This is a genomic window from Neotabrizicola paludis, assembly GCF_044142105.1.
Taxonomy (GTDB): domain Bacteria; phylum Pseudomonadota; class Alphaproteobacteria; order Rhodobacterales; family Rhodobacteraceae; genus Pseudogemmobacter.
In genome coordinates, this window is the sequence record NZ_JBGTYM010000003.1 from 342,777 (window position 1) to 359,999 (window position 17,223).

16 protein-coding genes are annotated in these 17,223 nt (G+C 64.0%); 13 read left to right on the plus strand and 3 right to left on the minus strand.

The features are described from left to right. The first annotated feature begins 17 nt into the window (after nt 1–17). Genes ACED67_RS10095 through ACED67_RS10110 form a run of 4 tightly spaced genes read left to right on the plus strand, consistent with a single transcriptional unit; the run spans nt 18 to nt 3,637 of the window. Complete coding sequence (locus tag ACED67_RS10095) at nt 18–1,178, plus strand: ABC transporter substrate-binding protein (RefSeq protein ID WP_395541474.1); 1,161 nt, start codon at nt 18–20, stop codon at nt 1,176–1,178. A gap of 4 nt (nt 1,179–1,182) precedes the next feature. Next, complete coding sequence (locus tag ACED67_RS10100) at nt 1,183–2,034, plus strand: ABC transporter permease (protein WP_395541475.1); 852 nt, start codon at nt 1,183–1,185, stop codon at nt 2,032–2,034. A gap of 7 nt (nt 2,035–2,041) precedes the next feature. Further along, nucleotides 2,042–2,863, plus strand: coding sequence for an ABC transporter permease (locus ACED67_RS10105; protein ID WP_395541476.1), 822 nt, complete (start codon nt 2,042–2,044; stop codon nt 2,861–2,863). Nucleotides 2,864–2,866: 3 nt separating this feature from the next. After that, a complete protein-coding gene (locus ACED67_RS10110; RefSeq protein ID WP_395541477.1) occupies nt 2,867–3,637 on the plus strand; it encodes an SDR family NAD(P)-dependent oxidoreductase in 771 nt (256 codons plus the stop codon). Between the two features lie 161 nt (nt 3,638–3,798). Here ACED67_RS10110 and ACED67_RS10115 read toward each other — a convergent pair whose 3' ends face one another. Together ACED67_RS10115 and metC are read right to left on the minus strand one after the other, a co-directional pair. Continuing rightward, on the minus strand, nt 3,799–4,455 hold the full coding sequence (locus ACED67_RS10115; RefSeq protein WP_395541478.1) for a GntR family transcriptional regulator: 657 nt from the start codon (nt 4,453–4,455) through the stop codon (nt 3,799–3,801). Between the two features lie 128 nt (nt 4,456–4,583). Further along, a complete protein-coding gene (gene metC, locus ACED67_RS10120; protein ID WP_395541479.1) occupies nt 4,584–5,750 on the minus strand; it encodes a cystathionine beta-lyase in 1,167 nt (388 codons plus the stop codon). Nucleotides 5,751–5,867: 117 nt separating this feature from the next. On the opposite strand from metC, the gene ACED67_RS10125 reads away from it, so the two are divergent. From ACED67_RS10125 to ACED67_RS10160, 8 genes are all read left to right on the plus strand, one after another. After that, nucleotides 5,868–6,908, plus strand: a complete 1,041-nt coding sequence (locus tag ACED67_RS10125) for an amino acid ABC transporter substrate-binding protein (RefSeq protein ID WP_395541480.1) — start codon at nt 5,868–5,870, stop codon at nt 6,906–6,908. 86 nt (nt 6,909–6,994) lie between these two features. Beyond that, nucleotides 6,995–8,191, plus strand: coding sequence for an amino acid ABC transporter permease (locus ACED67_RS10130; protein WP_395541481.1), 1,197 nt, complete (start codon nt 6,995–6,997; stop codon nt 8,189–8,191). A 3-nt stretch (nt 8,192–8,194) separates the two neighbouring features. Further along, nucleotides 8,195–9,301 carry an amino acid ABC transporter permease gene (locus ACED67_RS10135; protein WP_395541482.1) on the plus strand — a complete coding sequence of 369 codons (1,107 nt, stop codon included), beginning with the start codon at nt 8,195–8,197 and terminating at the stop codon, nt 9,299–9,301. A gap of 21 nt (nt 9,302–9,322) precedes the next feature. Further along, complete coding sequence (locus ACED67_RS10140; protein WP_395541483.1) at nt 9,323–10,099, plus strand: amino acid ABC transporter ATP-binding protein; 777 nt, start codon at nt 9,323–9,325, stop codon at nt 10,097–10,099. A 52-nt stretch (nt 10,100–10,151) separates the two neighbouring features. After that, nucleotides 10,152–11,555 (plus strand): MmgE/PrpD family protein, encoded by a 1,404-nt coding sequence (locus tag ACED67_RS10145; protein WP_395541484.1) that lies wholly within the window; start codon nt 10,152–10,154, stop codon nt 11,553–11,555. Nucleotides 11,556–11,559: 4 nt separating this feature from the next. After that, nucleotides 11,560–12,924, plus strand: coding sequence for an MmgE/PrpD family protein (locus tag ACED67_RS10150; RefSeq protein WP_395541485.1), 1,365 nt, complete (start codon nt 11,560–11,562; stop codon nt 12,922–12,924). A gap of 13 nt (nt 12,925–12,937) precedes the next feature. Next, the gene (locus ACED67_RS10155; RefSeq protein ID WP_395541486.1) at nt 12,938–14,296 is read left to right on the plus strand and encodes an MmgE/PrpD family protein; all 1,359 of its coding nucleotides are present in this window, start codon (nt 12,938–12,940) and stop codon (nt 14,294–14,296) included. A 4-nt stretch (nt 14,297–14,300) separates the two neighbouring features. After that, a complete protein-coding gene (locus ACED67_RS10160) occupies nt 14,301–14,900 on the plus strand; it encodes a glutathione S-transferase family protein (protein ID WP_395541487.1) in 600 nt (199 codons plus the stop codon). Here the strand turns inward: ACED67_RS10160 and ACED67_RS21660 are convergent. Then, complete coding sequence (locus ACED67_RS21660) at nt 14,876–16,141, minus strand: PrpF domain-containing protein (protein ID WP_508436219.1); 1,266 nt, start codon at nt 16,139–16,141, stop codon at nt 14,876–14,878. The genes ACED67_RS10160 and ACED67_RS21660 overlap by 25 nt on opposite strands. A gap of 103 nt (nt 16,142–16,244) precedes the next feature. Between ACED67_RS21660 and ACED67_RS10175 the strand changes: the two genes are divergently transcribed. Further along, nucleotides 16,245–17,147, plus strand: a complete 903-nt coding sequence (locus ACED67_RS10175) for a LysR family transcriptional regulator (protein WP_395541488.1) — start codon at nt 16,245–16,247, stop codon at nt 17,145–17,147. The last annotated feature ends 76 nt before the right edge of the window (nt 17,148–17,223 follow it).

The window sequence follows — 17,223 nt, forward strand, 5'->3', positions numbered from 1 at the left end:
CCAACGGGAGACTGAACATGACCGACCGGAAGGACTTCATCTCACGCGAAAAATTCATGGCCGAGCTTTACCGGTACAAGAAGGGCTCGGTCACACGCCGCCATTTTCTGGGCGTGACGGGCCTTGGCACGGCAACGGCAGTTCTGGGCGCCGCTATGCCGGGCCTGCGTTCCGCCGCCTGGGCGCAAGGCGCAATTGGCGATCGTGTCGTTCTTGCGACCTGGCCCAACTACCACGACCCAGCGAATTTCGAGGCTTTCACCGCCGCCACCAGCGCGGCGGTTGATGTGAACGTCTTCGGTTCCAACGAAGAGATGCTGGCGAAGCTGCAAGCGGGCGGTTCGGGCTGGGATGTCTTCGTGCCGACGAATTACACGATCACCACCTATGTCGGAGAAGATCTGATCGAGCCGCTCGACCTGTCGCGCATCCCGAACTACGACCCCGCCGCGTTCAACGAACGCTTTGCCGGGCCGGGCACGGTGGATGGCAAGGTCTATGCCGTATCCAAGAACTGGGGCACCACCGGCTTTGCCGTGAACACCGCGAACCTTGGCGACAAACCCAAGCTTACCACCTGGAAGGAATTCTGGGACCTGACCATGACCGACTTTACCGGCCGGACCATGGTGCATGACTATCAGCTGACCACCATCGGCAATGCGCTGAAATATTTCGGCTATTCCTTCAACTCGATCGATCCGAAGGAACTGGCCGACGCCGAGAAGCTGCTGCTTGACGCCAAGCCGCATCTCTTTGCCATTTCCTCGGACTACCAGCCCTCGATGCGGTCGGGCGATGCCTGGATGACGATCTGCTGGACCGGCGACGGCAAGCAGATGAACCGCGACATGCCGGAAATCGAGTATGTGCTGGGCAAGGAAGGCGGCGAGCTCTGGTCCGATTTCTACGCCATCCCGAAAGGCGCGCCGCATCTGGACGCGGCCTATGCGCTGATAAACTTCCTCTTGGACCCGGCGGTGAACGCCAAGGAAGCGTTGTTCCACGGCTATCCCACCGCCGACAGCAGGGTAGACGCCCTGATGCCGCCCGAGATTCTGGCCGACCCGATCCTGTATCCGGCGAAGGAACTTCTGGACGCGCTGGAATTCGGGGCCGCCGTCACTCTGACCGATCCCAACCGCGCCGAGCTGATGGCGCGCTTCAAATCGGCCTGAAGCCATGTCGCCCAGGTTGAAGACAGGGCTTCTGCTCGCTCCCGCCGCGCTTTGGCTTCTGGCCATGCTGGTGCTGCCGCTGGTGGTCGTCCTTGTCTTCAGCTTCGGCGAGCGCGCGGCGGCCGGGGGCTACTCTGCCGCCTTCACCTTCGAGAATTTTGCCAATCTCGGCACGCGCTGGACAGCGTTCCAGAACACGTTGGTGCTCGCCCCGGTTGGCACCGTGTTGTGTCTGCTGATCGCCTACCCCCTGGCTTACTACCTTGCCGTCAGATGCGATCCGAAATGGCGCACGCTGCTGCTGATCCTCGTCATAGTGCCGTTTTGGACCTCGATGCTGATCCGGTCCTATGCCTGGATCTATCTGCTGGGCGGCCAGGGGATTCCGAAGCTTATTTCCCTGACCGGGCTTGGTAATCCGCGGCTTGTCTACACGCCCTTCGCCGTGCTGACCGGCATCATCTATGGCTATCTGCCGCTTATGGTCTTCCCGATCTATGTCAGCCTCGAACGGCTGGACAAGCGCCTGCTGGAAGCCTCGGCCGATCTTGGCAGCCCGCCCTGGCGCAGCTTCCTTCAAGTGACGCTGCCGCTTTCCTTGCCCGGGGTCGCCACCGGCTGCATGCTGGTCTTCATCCTTCTGATGGGCGAATTCCTGATCCCCGCGATGCTGGGCGGCGGCAAGGTGTTCTTCGTCGGAAATGCCTTGGTCGACCTTTTCCTGCAATCGCGCAACTGGCCCTTCGGCGCGGCGGTCGCGGTCGCGCTTGTCGTCATCATGCTTGTCACCGTCACCGCCTATATGCGCGCCACGCGCAAGTGGGCCGGGGGCCGTGACGACGTTTCCCTGATGTGAGGGCGCGATGAGGGCCTACGCGCTTGCGGTATACCTGTTCCTCTACGTCCCCATCGCGGTCATCGCGGTCTTCTCCTTCAACGCGGGCCGCCACGCCGCGCAATTGCAGGGCTTTTCCACGCAGTGGTACGGCAAGGCCCTGTCGAATCCCTTCGTGATGGAGGCGCTGCAGACCAGCGCCACCGTCGCCTTCGCCTCGGCCACCTTGGCCACCATAGCGGGCACCCTGGCCGCCCTTGCGCTGCAGGGCGTCTCTGGGCGGCCAAGGCTGATCTTCGACGCCCTGCTTTACATCGCCGTCATGGTGCCCGGCATCGTCATCGGCATCGCCACCCTGATCGCGCTCGTCACCCTGTTCGACTGGATCAACCCGGCCATCGCCGCGCTCTGGCCCCTAGCCGAAGCCGCTCCGCAGTTGCATCTCGGCAAGGGCTCACTGATCGCCGCGCATGGGCTTTTTGCCATGGCGCTGGTGGTCATCATCGTCCGAGCGCGCGTGGCCGGCATGGATCGCAGCTTGATCGAGGCCTCGGCCGATCTTGGCGCCACGCCATGGGGCACCTTCCGGCAAGTGACCCTGCCGCAGATCTTCCCGGCGATCCTTGCCGGGTTCCTCCTTTCCTTCACCTTCAGCTTCGATGACTTCATCATCGCCTTCTTCGTCGCGGGATCGGAAACCACCTTGCCGATCTACGTCTTCTCCTCGATCCGACGCGGCGTGACGCCCGAGATCAATGCCATCGGCACGATGGTCCTGGCAGTCTCGCTCCTGATCCTCGTCGTAGCGCAATCGATCCTGCATCGCGGCCGCAGCCGGAAAGCAAGCTAAGCCATGAAGGACGGGACGCTTCTCAAGGATCACGTGGCCTTCCTGACCGGGGCAGGCGCCGGCATCGGCCGGGCGGGGGCGCTGGCGCTTGCCAGGAACGGGGCAGAAGTGGTGGTAACCGACCTCGATCCTGCCCGCGCCAATGCCGTCGCCGATGCGATCATTGCAGCCGGAGGGCGAGCCCATGCCCAGGGCCTTGACGTGACCCGCGACGCCGAGCTGGAAGCCGCTATCACGGCCACCCATCGCCGCTTCGGTCGGCTGGACATCCTGCATTCCCATGCCGGCATCCAGATTCCCGGCAGCCTGGAGGAAGTCACCCCTGACGAAATGGACCACTCGTGGCGGCTGAACGTCCGGTCGCATTTCACCGCCGCCCGCGCCGCCATGGCGGTGATGAAGCCGCAGCGAACCGGGTCGATCATCATCACCGCCTCCAACTCCGGGGTCCAGTATGACCGCGAGATGATCGCCTATTGCACGACCAAGCACGCCGTCATCGCCATGGTCCGCCAGATCGCCGTCGACTATGCCCGCCATGGCATCCGCTGCAACGCGCTCTGCCCCGGTTTCGTGGACACGGTGTTCAACGCCGGATTCGAAAGCCAGATGGGCGGGCGGGCGGCGCTTGAAAGCTACGTCGCCGACACGATCCCGATGGGGCGCTGGGGCACCCCGGAAGAGATTGCCGAAAGCATCGTCTACCTCGCTTCGGACCGCTCATCCTTCATGACCGGCCATGCCCTTGTGATCGACGGCGCGGAATCGCTCTAGGCGCGTGCCGGTCAGTCGCCGGACATCACGATCACGCGCGGGGTCTTGGTTTCACAGGCCTCGGTAGGTTTTGTCGCAAAGCTCTGCGTTGAGCGGCAGCAGTCGTAGATTTTGGCGTGTTCTGCCGCCTGCGCTGCAAACCGGGCGAAGGACTGAGGTGATCAGCCTTGACCGGCCTCCGCCATCATCTTCAGCCGCACCCTGTAGCCTGACAGTATGTGCTGACGCGCCGCCCGCTCCGCGCGGTCACCGTCGCCGTCGGCGATGGCGCCCACGATTTCCTCATGTTCTTTCTGAGCAGCTTCGACACGTTCGGCACTTGCATAGGTCGAGCCGGAAAGCAGGCTCAGATGCACCCGAAGATTGCCAAGAGCTTCGATCATGAACTTGTTGTGCGACGCCTGCACGATCAGCCGATGAAGCATCTTATTGCGCTCGAGCAGTTTGACCGGGTCGCGCAATCCCTTGTCGGCCTCGACCATGTCGCGCAGAAGCCCAACCTCGGCGCGTGACGCATGTTCTGCGGCAAGGCGGGTCGCCATGCCTTCCAGCCCTTCGCGGACCGAGAAGAGCTGGCGCAATTGATCATAGCTCATATGGGCGACGATCAACCCACGCTGCGGGCCATGTTCGGCCAAGCCCATGGCATGCAGCCGGTGCAGCGCCTCACGCACCGGCGTGCGGCTGATGCCAAGCCGCTGTGCAAGCTCCACCTCGGTCAGTCGGCTGCCCGGGCGCAATTCACCCTGCTCGATGAGCGTCATGATGTGGTCCAGCGGGCTGCGCTTGGCTTCGTCGGGTTCGATCTCGCGCTTCATGCCTATGCCTGCCCTTCGCGTCGCTGCCCCGCCAGTTAACAGCTTTGAGGCATGTGGTTGAGTCATGTATACAAATGTTCTGCCTTTCGCGCCAGACGCTTGCACTGCCGGTCCTGCTATGCCCGGCACTAGCCGTTGAGGCGATCAAGACCGCGGCGCAATTCATTGATCAGGTCGTCCGCGTTCTCAAGCCCGACATGGATGCGCACGGTTTGCCCCCCAGGCGCCCATTGTGTGGCGCTGCGGTAGACCGACGGGTTCGATGGAACCAGAAGGCTTTCAAAGCCACCCCAGCTTGAACCCATGCCGAAGAGGCGCAAACCGTCGAACATCCGGGCAAGGGCTACGCGATCAGTCTCTCGTATCACAAAGCCGAAAAGCCCGGAGGCCCCGGTGAAGTGTTTCGCCCATAGCGCGTGGCCGGGGTCACTCGGCAGGCCGGGATGCATGACCCGCATCACCTCGGGTTGCTGCACCAGCCAGTTCGCCACCTTGAGGCCGCTGGCTTGATGTTGCGCCATCCGCACCGCCAGGGTGCGCAGGCCGCGCAGCGCCAGATAGGCATCATCGCCGCCGATGCAGACGCCGAAGCGCAGATAGGTATCGCGCAGGCGGTCATAGACGCCGTCGCGGCAGGCGATGGTGCCAAGCATCAGATCGGAATGGCCGGAAATGTATTTCGTTCCTGCCTGGACCGAGATGTCGGCGCCCTGTATCAGCGGTTGGCAGAAATAACCACCGCTCCAGGTGTTGTCGATTGCGGTGGCGATGCCATGCTTGCGGGCGACCTCGCAGATGGAAGTCACATCCTGAATCTCAAAAGTCTGCGAGCCGGGGGATTCCATCCAGATCAGCCGGGTTTCCGGCCGGATCAGGCTTTCGATCCCGGCACCGATCACTGGATCGTAGTAGGTGGTCTCCACCCCGAATTTCTTCAACGTGAATTCACAAAACTTGCGCGCCGGACCGTAGGCATTGTCGGTCATCAGGATATGCGCGCCCGGTTCGGCGAAACTCATCAAGATGGTGCTGATTGCATTGACGCCCGAGGGCGACACCAGCGCGCGGTCGGCCTGCTCCAGTTCACAAATGGCATCTTCCAGCGCATGCGTCGTCGGCGTACCGCGGCGGGCGTAGCGCAGCTTTGCCCCCTCTTTGGCATCAAGGGCGGCAAGATTCGGGAAAAGGATTGTCGACGCGCGGTAGACCGGCGTGTTCACGGCCCCGGAATGATCCGCCGGAGAGCGGCCGGCATGGGCCAGCCTCGTGTCAAATCCCAGATTTTCTTCGCTCATTCCCGGCACCTTCGTTCGATCAGTTCACTGTTGCATGCATCGCAAAACATTTGTATACAGTGAAGCAAGGGGCGTCAACCTGATCATTGGAACAGCCCCGCAACAGGAGGGAAGACGATGAAAGAAGCGAAGCTGACCCGGCTTGCCGCAGCTGCGACTATGGCTCTTGCGGCGACTGGCGCGACCATGGCGCAAGCGGAATCGGGCGATACACTGGCAGCCGTGAAGGCGCGGGGCGAGCTGCTGTGCGGGGTTCACCCGGCGCGTCACGGCTTTGCCGCGCCTGACAGTCAGGGCAACTGGAGCGGCTTCGAGGTCGATTTCTGCCACGCCATTGCGGCGGCCGTCTTTGGCGATGCCACGAAGGTGCGCTTCGTCGCGCTGTCATCGCAACAGCGCTTTCCGGCCATCCAGTCGGGCGAGGTGGATGTTCTGGCCCGCAACGTCACCGCCACGCTCAGCCGCGACACGGCGCTGGGGCTGAATTTCGCGCCCCCGATCTTTTACACCGGCACCGGCTTTCTGGTCCGCAAGGCCGATGGCATCGCGAAGATCGAGGATCTGGACGGCGCGGCGATCTGCATGGCGCCCGGCTCGACCACCGAGCGCAATGTGGCGCAGATCTTCGCCGCCCGCAGCATGACCTACACGCCGGTCGTGATCGAGAACAACAAGCAACTGGTCGACGCCTATGTGACCGGACGTTGCGATGCGCTGACCAAGGACAAGGCCGCCCTGCCGGGCGTGGCAGCCTTTGACACCGAAAATCCCGCCGACCACATGATCCTGCCCGGCATCTACTCGAAAGAACCGCTGGCCATGGCGGTGCGGCAGGGCGACGACCAGTGGTACGATCTGGTGAAATGGGTTACCTTCGCCACTTTCAACGCCGAGGAACTGGGCGTGAACCAGGCCAATGTCGACGAGATGAAGGCCTCGGACGACCCGGATATCCAGACGCTTCTGGGCGTGATCGGCGACAACGGCACCAAACTGGGTGTCGACAACACCTGGGCCTATGCGATCGTCAAGCAGGTGGGGAACTACGAAGATATCTACATGCGCCATTTCGGCCCGGAAAGCCCGGTGGCGCTGGACCGGGATCTGAACGCCCTCTGGACCGAAGGCGGGCTGCTCTACGGCTTCCCGATGCAGTAGGTTTGGCAAACATCTGAAACGACCCTCCGCACCGGACCAGCCGCCTGCGGAGGGTTAGCCGACACTGCCATCGCCGGGATTCCGACATGACCGATGCCACTGCGGGCCGCAGCGCAAAGCCGCCGAAGCGCCCCCTTAAAGATATCCTCTACAGCGAAGGCTTCCGCACCGTGATCTATCAGATCGCGCTGGCAGCGGCCGTCGCGCTTCTGGGCCTCTATCTATATCAGAACGTGGTCGAGAACCTGAGCCGGCAGAACATCGCCACCGGCTTCGGCTTTCTGAAGGAAGTCTCGCAATTCGAGATCGGCGAGACGCTGATCGGCTATTCCTCGCGCGATACCTATGGCCGGGCGCTGATGGTCGGGCTGATGAACACGCTGTCGGTTTCCGCAGCGGGCATCGTGCTGGCCACGGTGATCGGCTTTGCGGTCGGCATCATGCGGGTGTCCAGCAACTGGCTTCTGCAGCGGATCGCGCTGACCTATGTGGAAATCGTCCGCAACATTCCGGTGATCCTGCAGGTGATCTTCTGGGCCGCGGTGATCCGCAACCTTCCCGCCCCGCGTCAGGCGCTGGACCTTTGGGGTCTGGGCTTCCTGTCGAACCGCGGGCTGACCTTCCTGATGCCGGTCGCCGATCCGGCGCATGCCTGGATGCTGGCCGCGCTGGCGATCGGGATCGTGGCGGCGGTGATCGCGGCCCGTCTGGCGCGCCGCCACCGCGAGGCGACCGGGCGCTATATCGACATGCTCTGGCCCTCGGTCGGGCTGATCCTGGGTCTGCCGCTGCTGACCTGGCTGGGCTTCGGCGCCCCGCATGAGCTGAGCTTTCCCGAACGCCAGGGCTTCAACTTCGCCGGCGGCGCAACGATCAGCCCGGAATTCGTGGCGCTGATGGCGGGGATTGCGCTGTATTCCTCGGGCTTCATCGCCGAAATCGTGCGGGCCGGCATTCAGGCCACCCCGCGCGGTCAGGTCGAGGCCGCCCGGTCCATCGCGCTGCGGCCGCGCTTCATCCTGCGCTATGTCGTTCTGCCCCAGGCGCTGCGGGTGATCGTGCCGCCACTGACCAGCCAATATGTCAGCCTGATCAAGAACAGCTCGATCGCCGTCGTTATCGGCTACCCGGATCTGGTGAACATCGGCAACACGGTGATGAACCAGACCGGCCAGGCGGTCGAGGCCATTGCGGTGATGATGGTCGTCTATCTGATCGTCAGCCTCGTCACCTCGATCGCGATGAATTTCTACAACCGCCTCGTCGCGATCAAGGAGCGCTGAGACATGGCCCTTGCAACAACAGAAGCTGCGGCGCCGGTCAGTGCCTATGATCCGAACGCCCGGTTCTCCGCCGGGCTGTGGCTGAAGACCAACCTCTTCAGCTCGATCTGGCAGACGCTGCTGACGCTGGCCGTCGCGGCGGTGGTGATCCGCGTGCTGTGGTTCGTGCTGGATTGGGGCGTCGTGAACGCCGTCTTCTACACCACCGACCCCGAGCTCTGCCGCGCCGCCACCGGCGCTTGCTGGGCGGTGATCGTGGAAAAGCACCGGCCGATGCTGTTCGGGCTTTATCCTTACGAGGAACACTGGCGGCTGGTGCTGATGATGGTGATCTATCTTGCCACCGTCGTCCTGTCGCTCTGGCCGCGCTGCTGGAACCTGCGCTTCCTGGTGCCGCTGTGGATCTTTGCCGTCGTCTCGATTGGGGTGCTGATGTTTGGCGGCGTCTTAGGTCTGCGCTTCGTGCCGACCTCGGAATGGGGCGGGCTGCCGCTGACCATGCTGCTCTTCACCGGAACGGTGCTGATCGGGATGCCCATCGCAGTGCTTCTGGCCCTGGGCCGGCGCGCGCCGTTGCCGGTCGCCCGGGGCGTTTCGGTTGTGTTCATTGAATCGCTGCGCGGCGTGCCGCTGATCACCATCCTTTTCGTCGCGGTGAACGTCTTTCCGCTGTTCCTGCCCGCCGGCGTCGAGGTGAACAAGCTGCTGCGCATCACCGTGGGGATCGCGATCTTCTTCGCCTGCTATCAGGCCGAGGTGATCCGCGGCGGTCTTCAGGCCATCCCGCGTGGGCAATACGAGGCCGCAACCTCGCTGAGCCTGACCTATTGGCAGACGACCACCCGTATCATCCTGCCCCAAGCCCTGCGCATCAGCCTGCCCGCGATCACCAACCACATCATCGCGGCGATGAAGAACACCTCTTTCGTGATCATCATCGGCCTGTTCGACATCCTGACCGCGACCACCGCCGTGATGCAGGACCCGCTTTGGCGCAAGTTCTATGTCGAGGCCTATCTCTTCGTCGCCGCTGTCTACCTCTTCTTCGGCTATGCCCTCTCGCGTTACGCGCGGCAGGTGGAGAAGTGGATCGCTGCGGGCCGCATCTAGCGCCCCTTCCCGGAGTTTCCCATGACCCAGACCGCCCCCACCGCCCCGCTTGCCGCGACCGCCGAGCCGGTCATCCAGATGAAGAACGTCTCGAAATGGTACGGCCAGTTCCAGGTTCTGCACGAAGTCAGCCTTGATGTTGCGAAGGGCGAACGCGTCGTCGTCTGCGGCCCTTCGGGCTCGGGTAAATCGACGCTGATCCGCTGCATCAACCGGCTGGAGGTGCACCAGTCCGGCGACATCTTCGTCAACGGCCTTGAGATGACCGACAATGTGAAAAACATCGACAAGATCCGCCGCAACATCGGCATGGTGTTCCAGAACTTCAATCTTTTCCCGCATCTGACCGTTCTGGAAAACCTGACGCTTGGCCCGATGCTGACGCGGCAGATGAAGAAATCCGCCGCCGAAGAACTGGCGATGCATTTCCTGCGCAAGGTGCGCATTCCCGAACAGGCGCAGAAATACCCGCTGCAACTGTCGGGCGGCCAGCAGCAGCGCGTGGCCATCGCCCGCAGCCTGTGCATGGAGCCCGAGATCATGCTTTTCGACGAGCCGACCTCGGCGCTTGATCCCGAGATGATCAAGGAAGTGCTGGATACGATGATCGAGCTTGCCGAAAGCGGCATGACGATGATCGTCGTGACCCATGAGATGGGCTTTGCCCGCACCGTGGCCGATCAGGTCGTCTTCATGGCTGATGGCCGCAAGGTCGAGGCGGCGCCGCCCGAAGAGTTCTTCGGCAACCCGCGCGAGGAACGCACCCGCGCCTTCCTTGACCAGATCCTGAAACACTGATGCCGCGCCCCCGGTCGAAAGCCGGGGGCCGCGCCTTGAAGGAGCTTCCCGCGTGACGTCTCTGACGCCCGAACTTGCGGCCCGCGCCGCAGGCCTTTCTCTTGGCGATCTTGATCCCGCCGTGCGGCACTGGGCCAGCCGCGCCCTTGCCGATACCGTCGCCTGCGCGATCGCCGGCGCTTCGGAGGCGGTGGTGGGTCAGGTGCAGGCCGTGCTGCCGATGGCCCCGGGCCCTGCGGCGCTGATCGGTCAGCCGGGGCAGGCGCATGTGCTGGATGCGGCGCAGGTCAACGGCATCGCGGCGCATGCGCTGGATTTCGACGATTGCAATCTGGAAATGGACGGTCACCCGTCCGTGTCAATCGTGCCGGCGCTTCTGGCGCTGGCCGACCGGCAGGATGTCAGCGGCGCCGATCTTCTGACCGCCTATGTCGCGGGGGTCGAGGCGGAAATCCGCATCGCGCGGCTGTCGAACCCCGCCCATGCCGATCGCGGCTGGCATCCGACCGTAACCTTCGGCGTTCTGGGCGCGGCCGTCGCCTGCGGGCGCCTGCTGAACCTGCAGGCGCCGCAAATGGCGGTGGCGATTGGCATTGCCGCGTCTTGTGCCGCAGGGCTGCGGGCCAATTCCGGCACGATGACCAAGCCGCTGCATGCGGGGCAGGCCAATCGCAACGGGCTGCAGGCGGCCTTGCTGGCGCAGGCGGGCTTCACCGCCAATCCGGCGGCGCTTGAACACAAGTTCGGCTATATGGCCGCCTTCAACGGCAGCGTGCCCGCTGATCTGTCGCCGGCGCTGGACGGCTGGGGGCAAGATTATGCGCTGCTGGCGCCGGGGATCGCGATCAAGCAATATCCCTGCTGCGCCTTCATCCATTGCGCCATCGACGCCGCCGCGGCGCTGCGCGACGATATCGACGGGGCCGAGATCGCCGCGGTCGAGGTGGCCCTGCATCCCCGCCGGCTAAAGAACATCGACCGGCCGCAGCCGCGCGACGGGCTGGATGCGAAATTCTCGACCCAGTATCTGACCGCGCGGGCCCTGCTGGCCGGCCGCGTCGGCTTTGCCGATTTCGAGCCGCCCTTGCTGGACGATGCCGCGACCAAGGCGCTGGCGGCGCGGGTGCGGCTGAGCGCGCATGACGCGGAGGATCTGTCCTTGGGCCATGTGACCGTGACCCTGGCCGATGGCCGCCGGCTGAAGGCCAGCGCCAGCGTCGCCATGGGCCGCGGCCCCGCCAACCCGATGACCGAAGCGCAGTTCCGCGCCAAGTTCGACGATTGCACCCGCGCCGTGCTGCCCCCCGCAAAGGCCGATGCGCTGCATGCGGGCCTGTCCGCGCTGGCCGACCAGCGCTCGACCCGGGCGCTGACCGCGCTGATGCAGCCCGCTTCTCTTACCTCTCCCCGCCCCGAATCCGACCGCGCCGCCCCGGGCGCGCAGCACGAAAGGTGATCCGATGACCTCCATGCCTCTCTCCCGCGAACTCGCCAAGCGGGTTGTCGCGCTTGATCCGGCGGGGTTCGACCCCGAGGCGGTGAAATGGGCCCGCAATGCGATTGCCGACATGATCGGCTGCACGCTTCTGGGCGCGCCGACCGAGACGACCGATGCCGTGCTGATGCCCGATCTCTACGGGCCGGGCCCCTGCCTGGTGCTGGGCCGCAAGGTGCGGCTGGGCGCGCTGGATGCGGCTTTCGTGAACGGCACTGCCGGCCATGCGCTGGATTATGACGACACGTCGAAATCGCTGTCGGGCCACCCGACGGTGATCATCATTCCGGGCCTACTGGCCCTGGCCGAACAGCGCGGCGCCACCGGCAAGCAACTGACCGACGCCTATATCATCGGCGTCGAGGCCGCGACGCGCTTTGCCCGGGGCGTGAACTTCCAGCATTACGAGAAGGGCTGGCACCCGACCGCCACGCTGGGCATCTTCGGCGCCGCAGTCGCTGCGGCCGTGCTGATGGATCTGGACGAAGAGCAGATCGCCCATGCGATCGCGATCTCGGCCTCGCTCGCCTCGGGGCTGAAGGCGAATTTCGGCACTTCGACCAAGCCGATGCATGCCGGCATCGCCGCGCGCAACGGGCTGTTTGCCGCGATGATGGCGGCGCAGGGCGTGAACGGGGCGCCGGTCGCGCTGGAACATCCGCAGGGCTTCCTGGAAGTGTTCAACGGTGCGGGGAATTACCAGGCCGAACGGATGCTGACCGGCTGGGCCGAACCGCTGGACCTGCTGGCGCCGGGGATCTCGATCAAGAAATACCCTTGTGTCTACAGCGTTCATGGCGCCATCGACGCGGCGATCATGCTGCATGACGGCGCGCTGAAGGGCGCGGCGCAGGTCTCTGACGTGCTGGTGCGCATGCATCCGCGCCGCCTGCTGCCGCATGTGCGCAATCCCGCCACCAGCGCGCTGAACGCAAAATTCTCGCTGCCCTATGCGGTGGCGCGCGGGTTGGTCAACGGCGCGGTGCTGCTGGAGCATTTCGAGGATGCGGCGCTGCAGGATCCCGAGGTCACCCGCGTCTCGGGCCTGATCCGGATGGAACCGCATGACGATGACGCCAATGATTACGGCGCCGAAGTGGTGGTGACGCTGGCCGATGGGCAGGTGCTGCGCCAGGCGGTGGCCGCCCCCCTGGGCCGCGGCCCCGAAGTGCCGCTGCCGCAAGAGATGCTGGAGGCGAAGTTCCTCGATTGCGCCCGCGCCAGCCTGACGCCCGAAGGCGCGCAGGCGGTGTTCGACCTGCTGATGCGCCTCGACACGTTGCCCCGCGCCGCCGACCTGACCGCCGCCATCGAAGCCGCGACCCGCTGAAGGAGCCCGAGAGATGAGTTTTGCACGCGAACTGGCCCGCCGCGCCCTTGGCATCCGTTACGACGCCCTGCCCGAAGAGGCGCTGCATATCGGCCGCCGCGCCCTTGCCGACACGGTCGGCGTGGCGCTGGCCGGCGCCGATGCGCCGGCGCTGGATGCGCTGGAAGACGTGCTGGCCATCGGTGCCGCACCGGGGCAGGTCTCGCTCTGGGGCAGGGGGGGCAAGCGCGCCTCGATCCTGCATGCGGCGCTGATCAACGGCACCGCCGCCCATGCGCTGGATTTCGACGATTGCTCGACCACGATGGGCGGTCACCCCTCGGCGCCGGTGGTGCCGGTGGTGCTGGGTCTGGCCGAAGCCTATGGCCTGCCGGCGCGCAAGGTGCTGGAAGCCTGGGTCACCGGGGTCGAGGTGGAAACTCGGCTGGCGCGCGGGCTCTTGCCGCATCATTACGAGAAGGGCTGGCACCCGACCGCCACGCTGGGCGTCTTCGGCGCCACGGCCGCGGCGGGGCGGATGCTGGATCTGGACGAAGACCACATGACCACCGCGCTGGCGGTGACCGTGTCGATGGCCTCGGGTCTGAAATCCAATTTCGGCACGCCGGTGAAACCCCTGCATGTGGGCCAGGCCGCGCATAATGGCATCATGGCGGCCTTGGTCACCCAGCGCGGCATGACCGCCAATCCCGAAGCGTTCGAGCATACTTACGGCTTCTTCAACCTGTTCAACGACGCGGGCACCTATGATGCCGATGCGATCCTGGCGGATTGGGACGGCGCTTTGGAAGTACTGACCCCCGGCATCGCGATCAAGCAGCATCCCTGCTGCGGCAGCGCACATTCCGCCATCGACGCCGCGATGCGCATCGTCGCGCGCGAGGGGCTGCTTTCCCCGGATGCCATCGCCCGGATCGACACCAGCACGCATGAGCGCAGGCTTGCCCATACAAACCGGCCCACGCCGCGCTCGGGTTTGGATGCCAAGTTCAGCGTGCAGTTCCTGACCGCCAAGGCCCTGACCACCGGCCGGATCCGCCTTTCGGATTTCGACGATGCCAGCTTCCTGACGCCCGAGATCGCGGACCTGCTGCCGCGCGTCCACTCGGTGGGTCACCAACAGGCCGATGCCTATCTGGGCGAGGTGCGGGTCGAGATGAAGGACGGCCGGGTCTTCACCGATCACGCCTCGACCAATTTCGGCCGCGGGCCGCTGAACCCGATGTCGGATGCCGAACTGGGCGACAAGTTCACCGATTGCGCCGGGGACCGGCTGGGCGATGCGGCCGATGTCTATGCCGCCTTCCTGGCGCTGGGGCCGGACACGCCGCTTGCGCCCCTGCTGGCGCGGGTTGCCGGGAAGAAAGGCTGAGCCGATGTTGACAGTCTATGGACGCGCCAATTCCTCGAACAGCGCCAAGGTGTTCTGGCTGCTGGAGGAATTGGGCGAAGACTATGAGCTGATCCTGACCGGCCGGAGTTTTGCCCCGACCGATACGCCGGAATTCCTGGCGCTGAACCCGTTCGGCAAGGTGCCGGTCCTGCGCGACGGCGAAACGGTGGTGTGGGAATCGAATGCGGTGCTGCGCTATCTGGCCGGGCGGAAGCCCAACGCGCTTTGGCCCGCCGACCCCGCCGGGCGCAGCCTGGCGGATCGCTGGATGGACTGGGCCTCGATCTCGCTGACCCCGCCGATGACACGGCTGCGCAAGGCGCGGGCGGACGGCAAGCCCGGCAGCGAGGCGGATCTGGCGGCTGTGATCAATGCGGCCAAAGCGTTGGATACCTGGCTGGCGCCACGGTCATTCTTGGCAGGCGAGAAACTTTCGCTGGCCGATATCGCCGCAGCCCCGTCGGTGTATCGCTGGTTTCGCCTGCCGGAAAGCAGTCTGTCTTTGCCGGCGCTGGCGCGCTATCGTGACCGGTTGGAGAGGAATGAGGGATATGTCCGTCATATCCGTTCGGCGCTTGGCTGATCTGGTCGGCGTCGTTGCGCCCGGAGCCGCGACCGCGGCAGGGCCCGCCACGGGCTGCCTTTCAGACATCTCAGCTCGGCATCCGTCGGCGTCATATATGGACAGGCATTCCCGTTTTGCCCTCCGCACCCGCCAGAGGCTTTCGGTCTTTTCCTATGTCGGCCGGCACCATGATGCGTCCTTCGAACAGGCGGCGCGCGGTGCGCAAGAGGCTGGCGACAGGCCGGCCCTCGCGCAGGCGCATGCCGACATCCAAACGGCCCATCGGATGCTCGAAAACGATGACCGATGACGGGGTACGAAGACCGGCGACCCGTTCGACCACCGTTCCTTTGATCATGCCCGCCGTCGCAAGGCCGATTGCGCCGGTCGTGGCGAGGGTCTGATGACAGCTGTGAGGCATAAATAGCGCACAAGCAGATCGTCATCCTGCGCAGGCGGCGCGATGAGCAAAGGTTCCGGAACAACTTTTCCGAAACGTCGCCAAGCCCCATTCGGCGCCCGACTTCACGTCGCATCTCCTCGAGCCGGGCGAGCAGAGTGGTGTTTTCAGTCAGGTCCTGCGTGCTTTCATTGCCTGTGACGCCGATGTCCGACGCGCGCAGGATCATCATCGGCATCGCGGCGTTGATGCAGGTCGTTTCAATCCCGCTGATCCGCTCACGCGCGAGGCCCGTCGGGAACATCGATTCATGCGACCGAGCGGATGCGTCAAGAAAAATCAGCATCACGGGCGCTGCAGTTCCGGGGACGCCATCGATCTTGGCCGCGCCGGCATAGGCAACCACGCCGCCTGAGGTCAGGACTTCAGCCTCGATCTCAGACCGCGCATTCACGTTATAGGTGCGAATGATGGTGACCGGATCGGTGGCGCGGACAAGCCCCGACTCGATGGCAAAAGGACCCACGGCAGAAAGCATGTTGCCGCAATTGGGCGATGTGTCCACAAAGCGCTTTCCAACTCCAACCTGGGCAAAGAGATAATCTACATCCACGCCCGGTCGGCTGGAGCGGGAAACGATTGCCACTTTGCTGGTCACCGCATTCGCGCCACCGATGCCATCGATTTGCAGCGGATGCCCCGAACCTATTGCCGAAATCAGGATTTCATCCCGCGATTGCGGGTCTACCGGCAGGTCCTTCGCCAGAAAGAAGGGGCCGCGAGATGTCCCGCCGCGCATCATCCACAGGGGATACCCGATCGATCGTTCATTCGATTGGCTCTCTGCTAATTGATGCAATGTACATAACTTTCGATGCGTGAATTGCAGCGGCTGGTCTCAATGAAGCATTTCGCAAATCGAATAGTACTTGAAATGCAAAGAATCTAGAGAGTGATCCGTCTTGCGTATCAATTGCGAGATCCTCGATCTCACGTCGTTCCTCATGATCGTCAAACTGGGGAACTTTCATCTTGCGGCTGAGGCGCTGAATATGTCGCAACCCGCGTTGAGCCGTCGGATCCAGAAACTGGAACAGACCATCGGCGGGGCGCTGCTGGATCGCTCGACGCGTCATGTCACCACGACTGCCATGGGGATGGAACTTGTTCCGCTGGTGCGGCGCATGTTGGAAGAGTTTGACAGTTCGCTTTTTGCGTCACGCGCTACGCGGCCTCAGCGCGCAGCGATCATCAACATGGCCTGCATACCGACAGCTGCTTTCTACTTTCTGCCTTCGGTAATCCGCCGCTTTTCGGAGGAGTTCCCGCAGGTCCGCTTCTCGATTCTCGACCTTCCGGCAACGCAGGGGGTGCAGGCGGTGGGGCAGGGCGAGGTCGAATTCGGCATCAACTTCATGGGAAACACGGAACCGGAGCCGGAGTTCATCCGGCTGATCGAAGACCCATTCGTCCTCGCATTGCGCAAAGACCACAGGCTGGCCAGAGAACCGCAGGTTACTTGGGCCGATCTGCAGCGCTTCCCGCTGATATCGGTGCACCGTTCCTCGGCTAACCGCACATTGCTTGATTCAGCTTTGGCCAAGTCGAACCAGAATCTGCCCTGGACCTATGAGGTCACGCATCTGTCCACTTCGCTTGGCTTGGTGGAGGCAGGATTGGGCATTGCCGTTCTGCCTCGCTTGGCAATGCCCCAGCTCGATCACCCGTTTCTGGCAGCCGTCCCGATTGGGCAACCCGAAGTGACGCGCACGATCGGCATCCTCAAACGGCGCAGTGTCACGCTGTCGCCCGCCGCCGAGCGGTTCATGAAGATGCTGATCGGCTCCTGGCAGCCCGGCGAATAGCGTGGCGTAAATCTTGCCAGGGTTCACGATTGCCTGCGTGTCAATCGCCGCCTTTAGGGCCGCAACCCGACCCGTC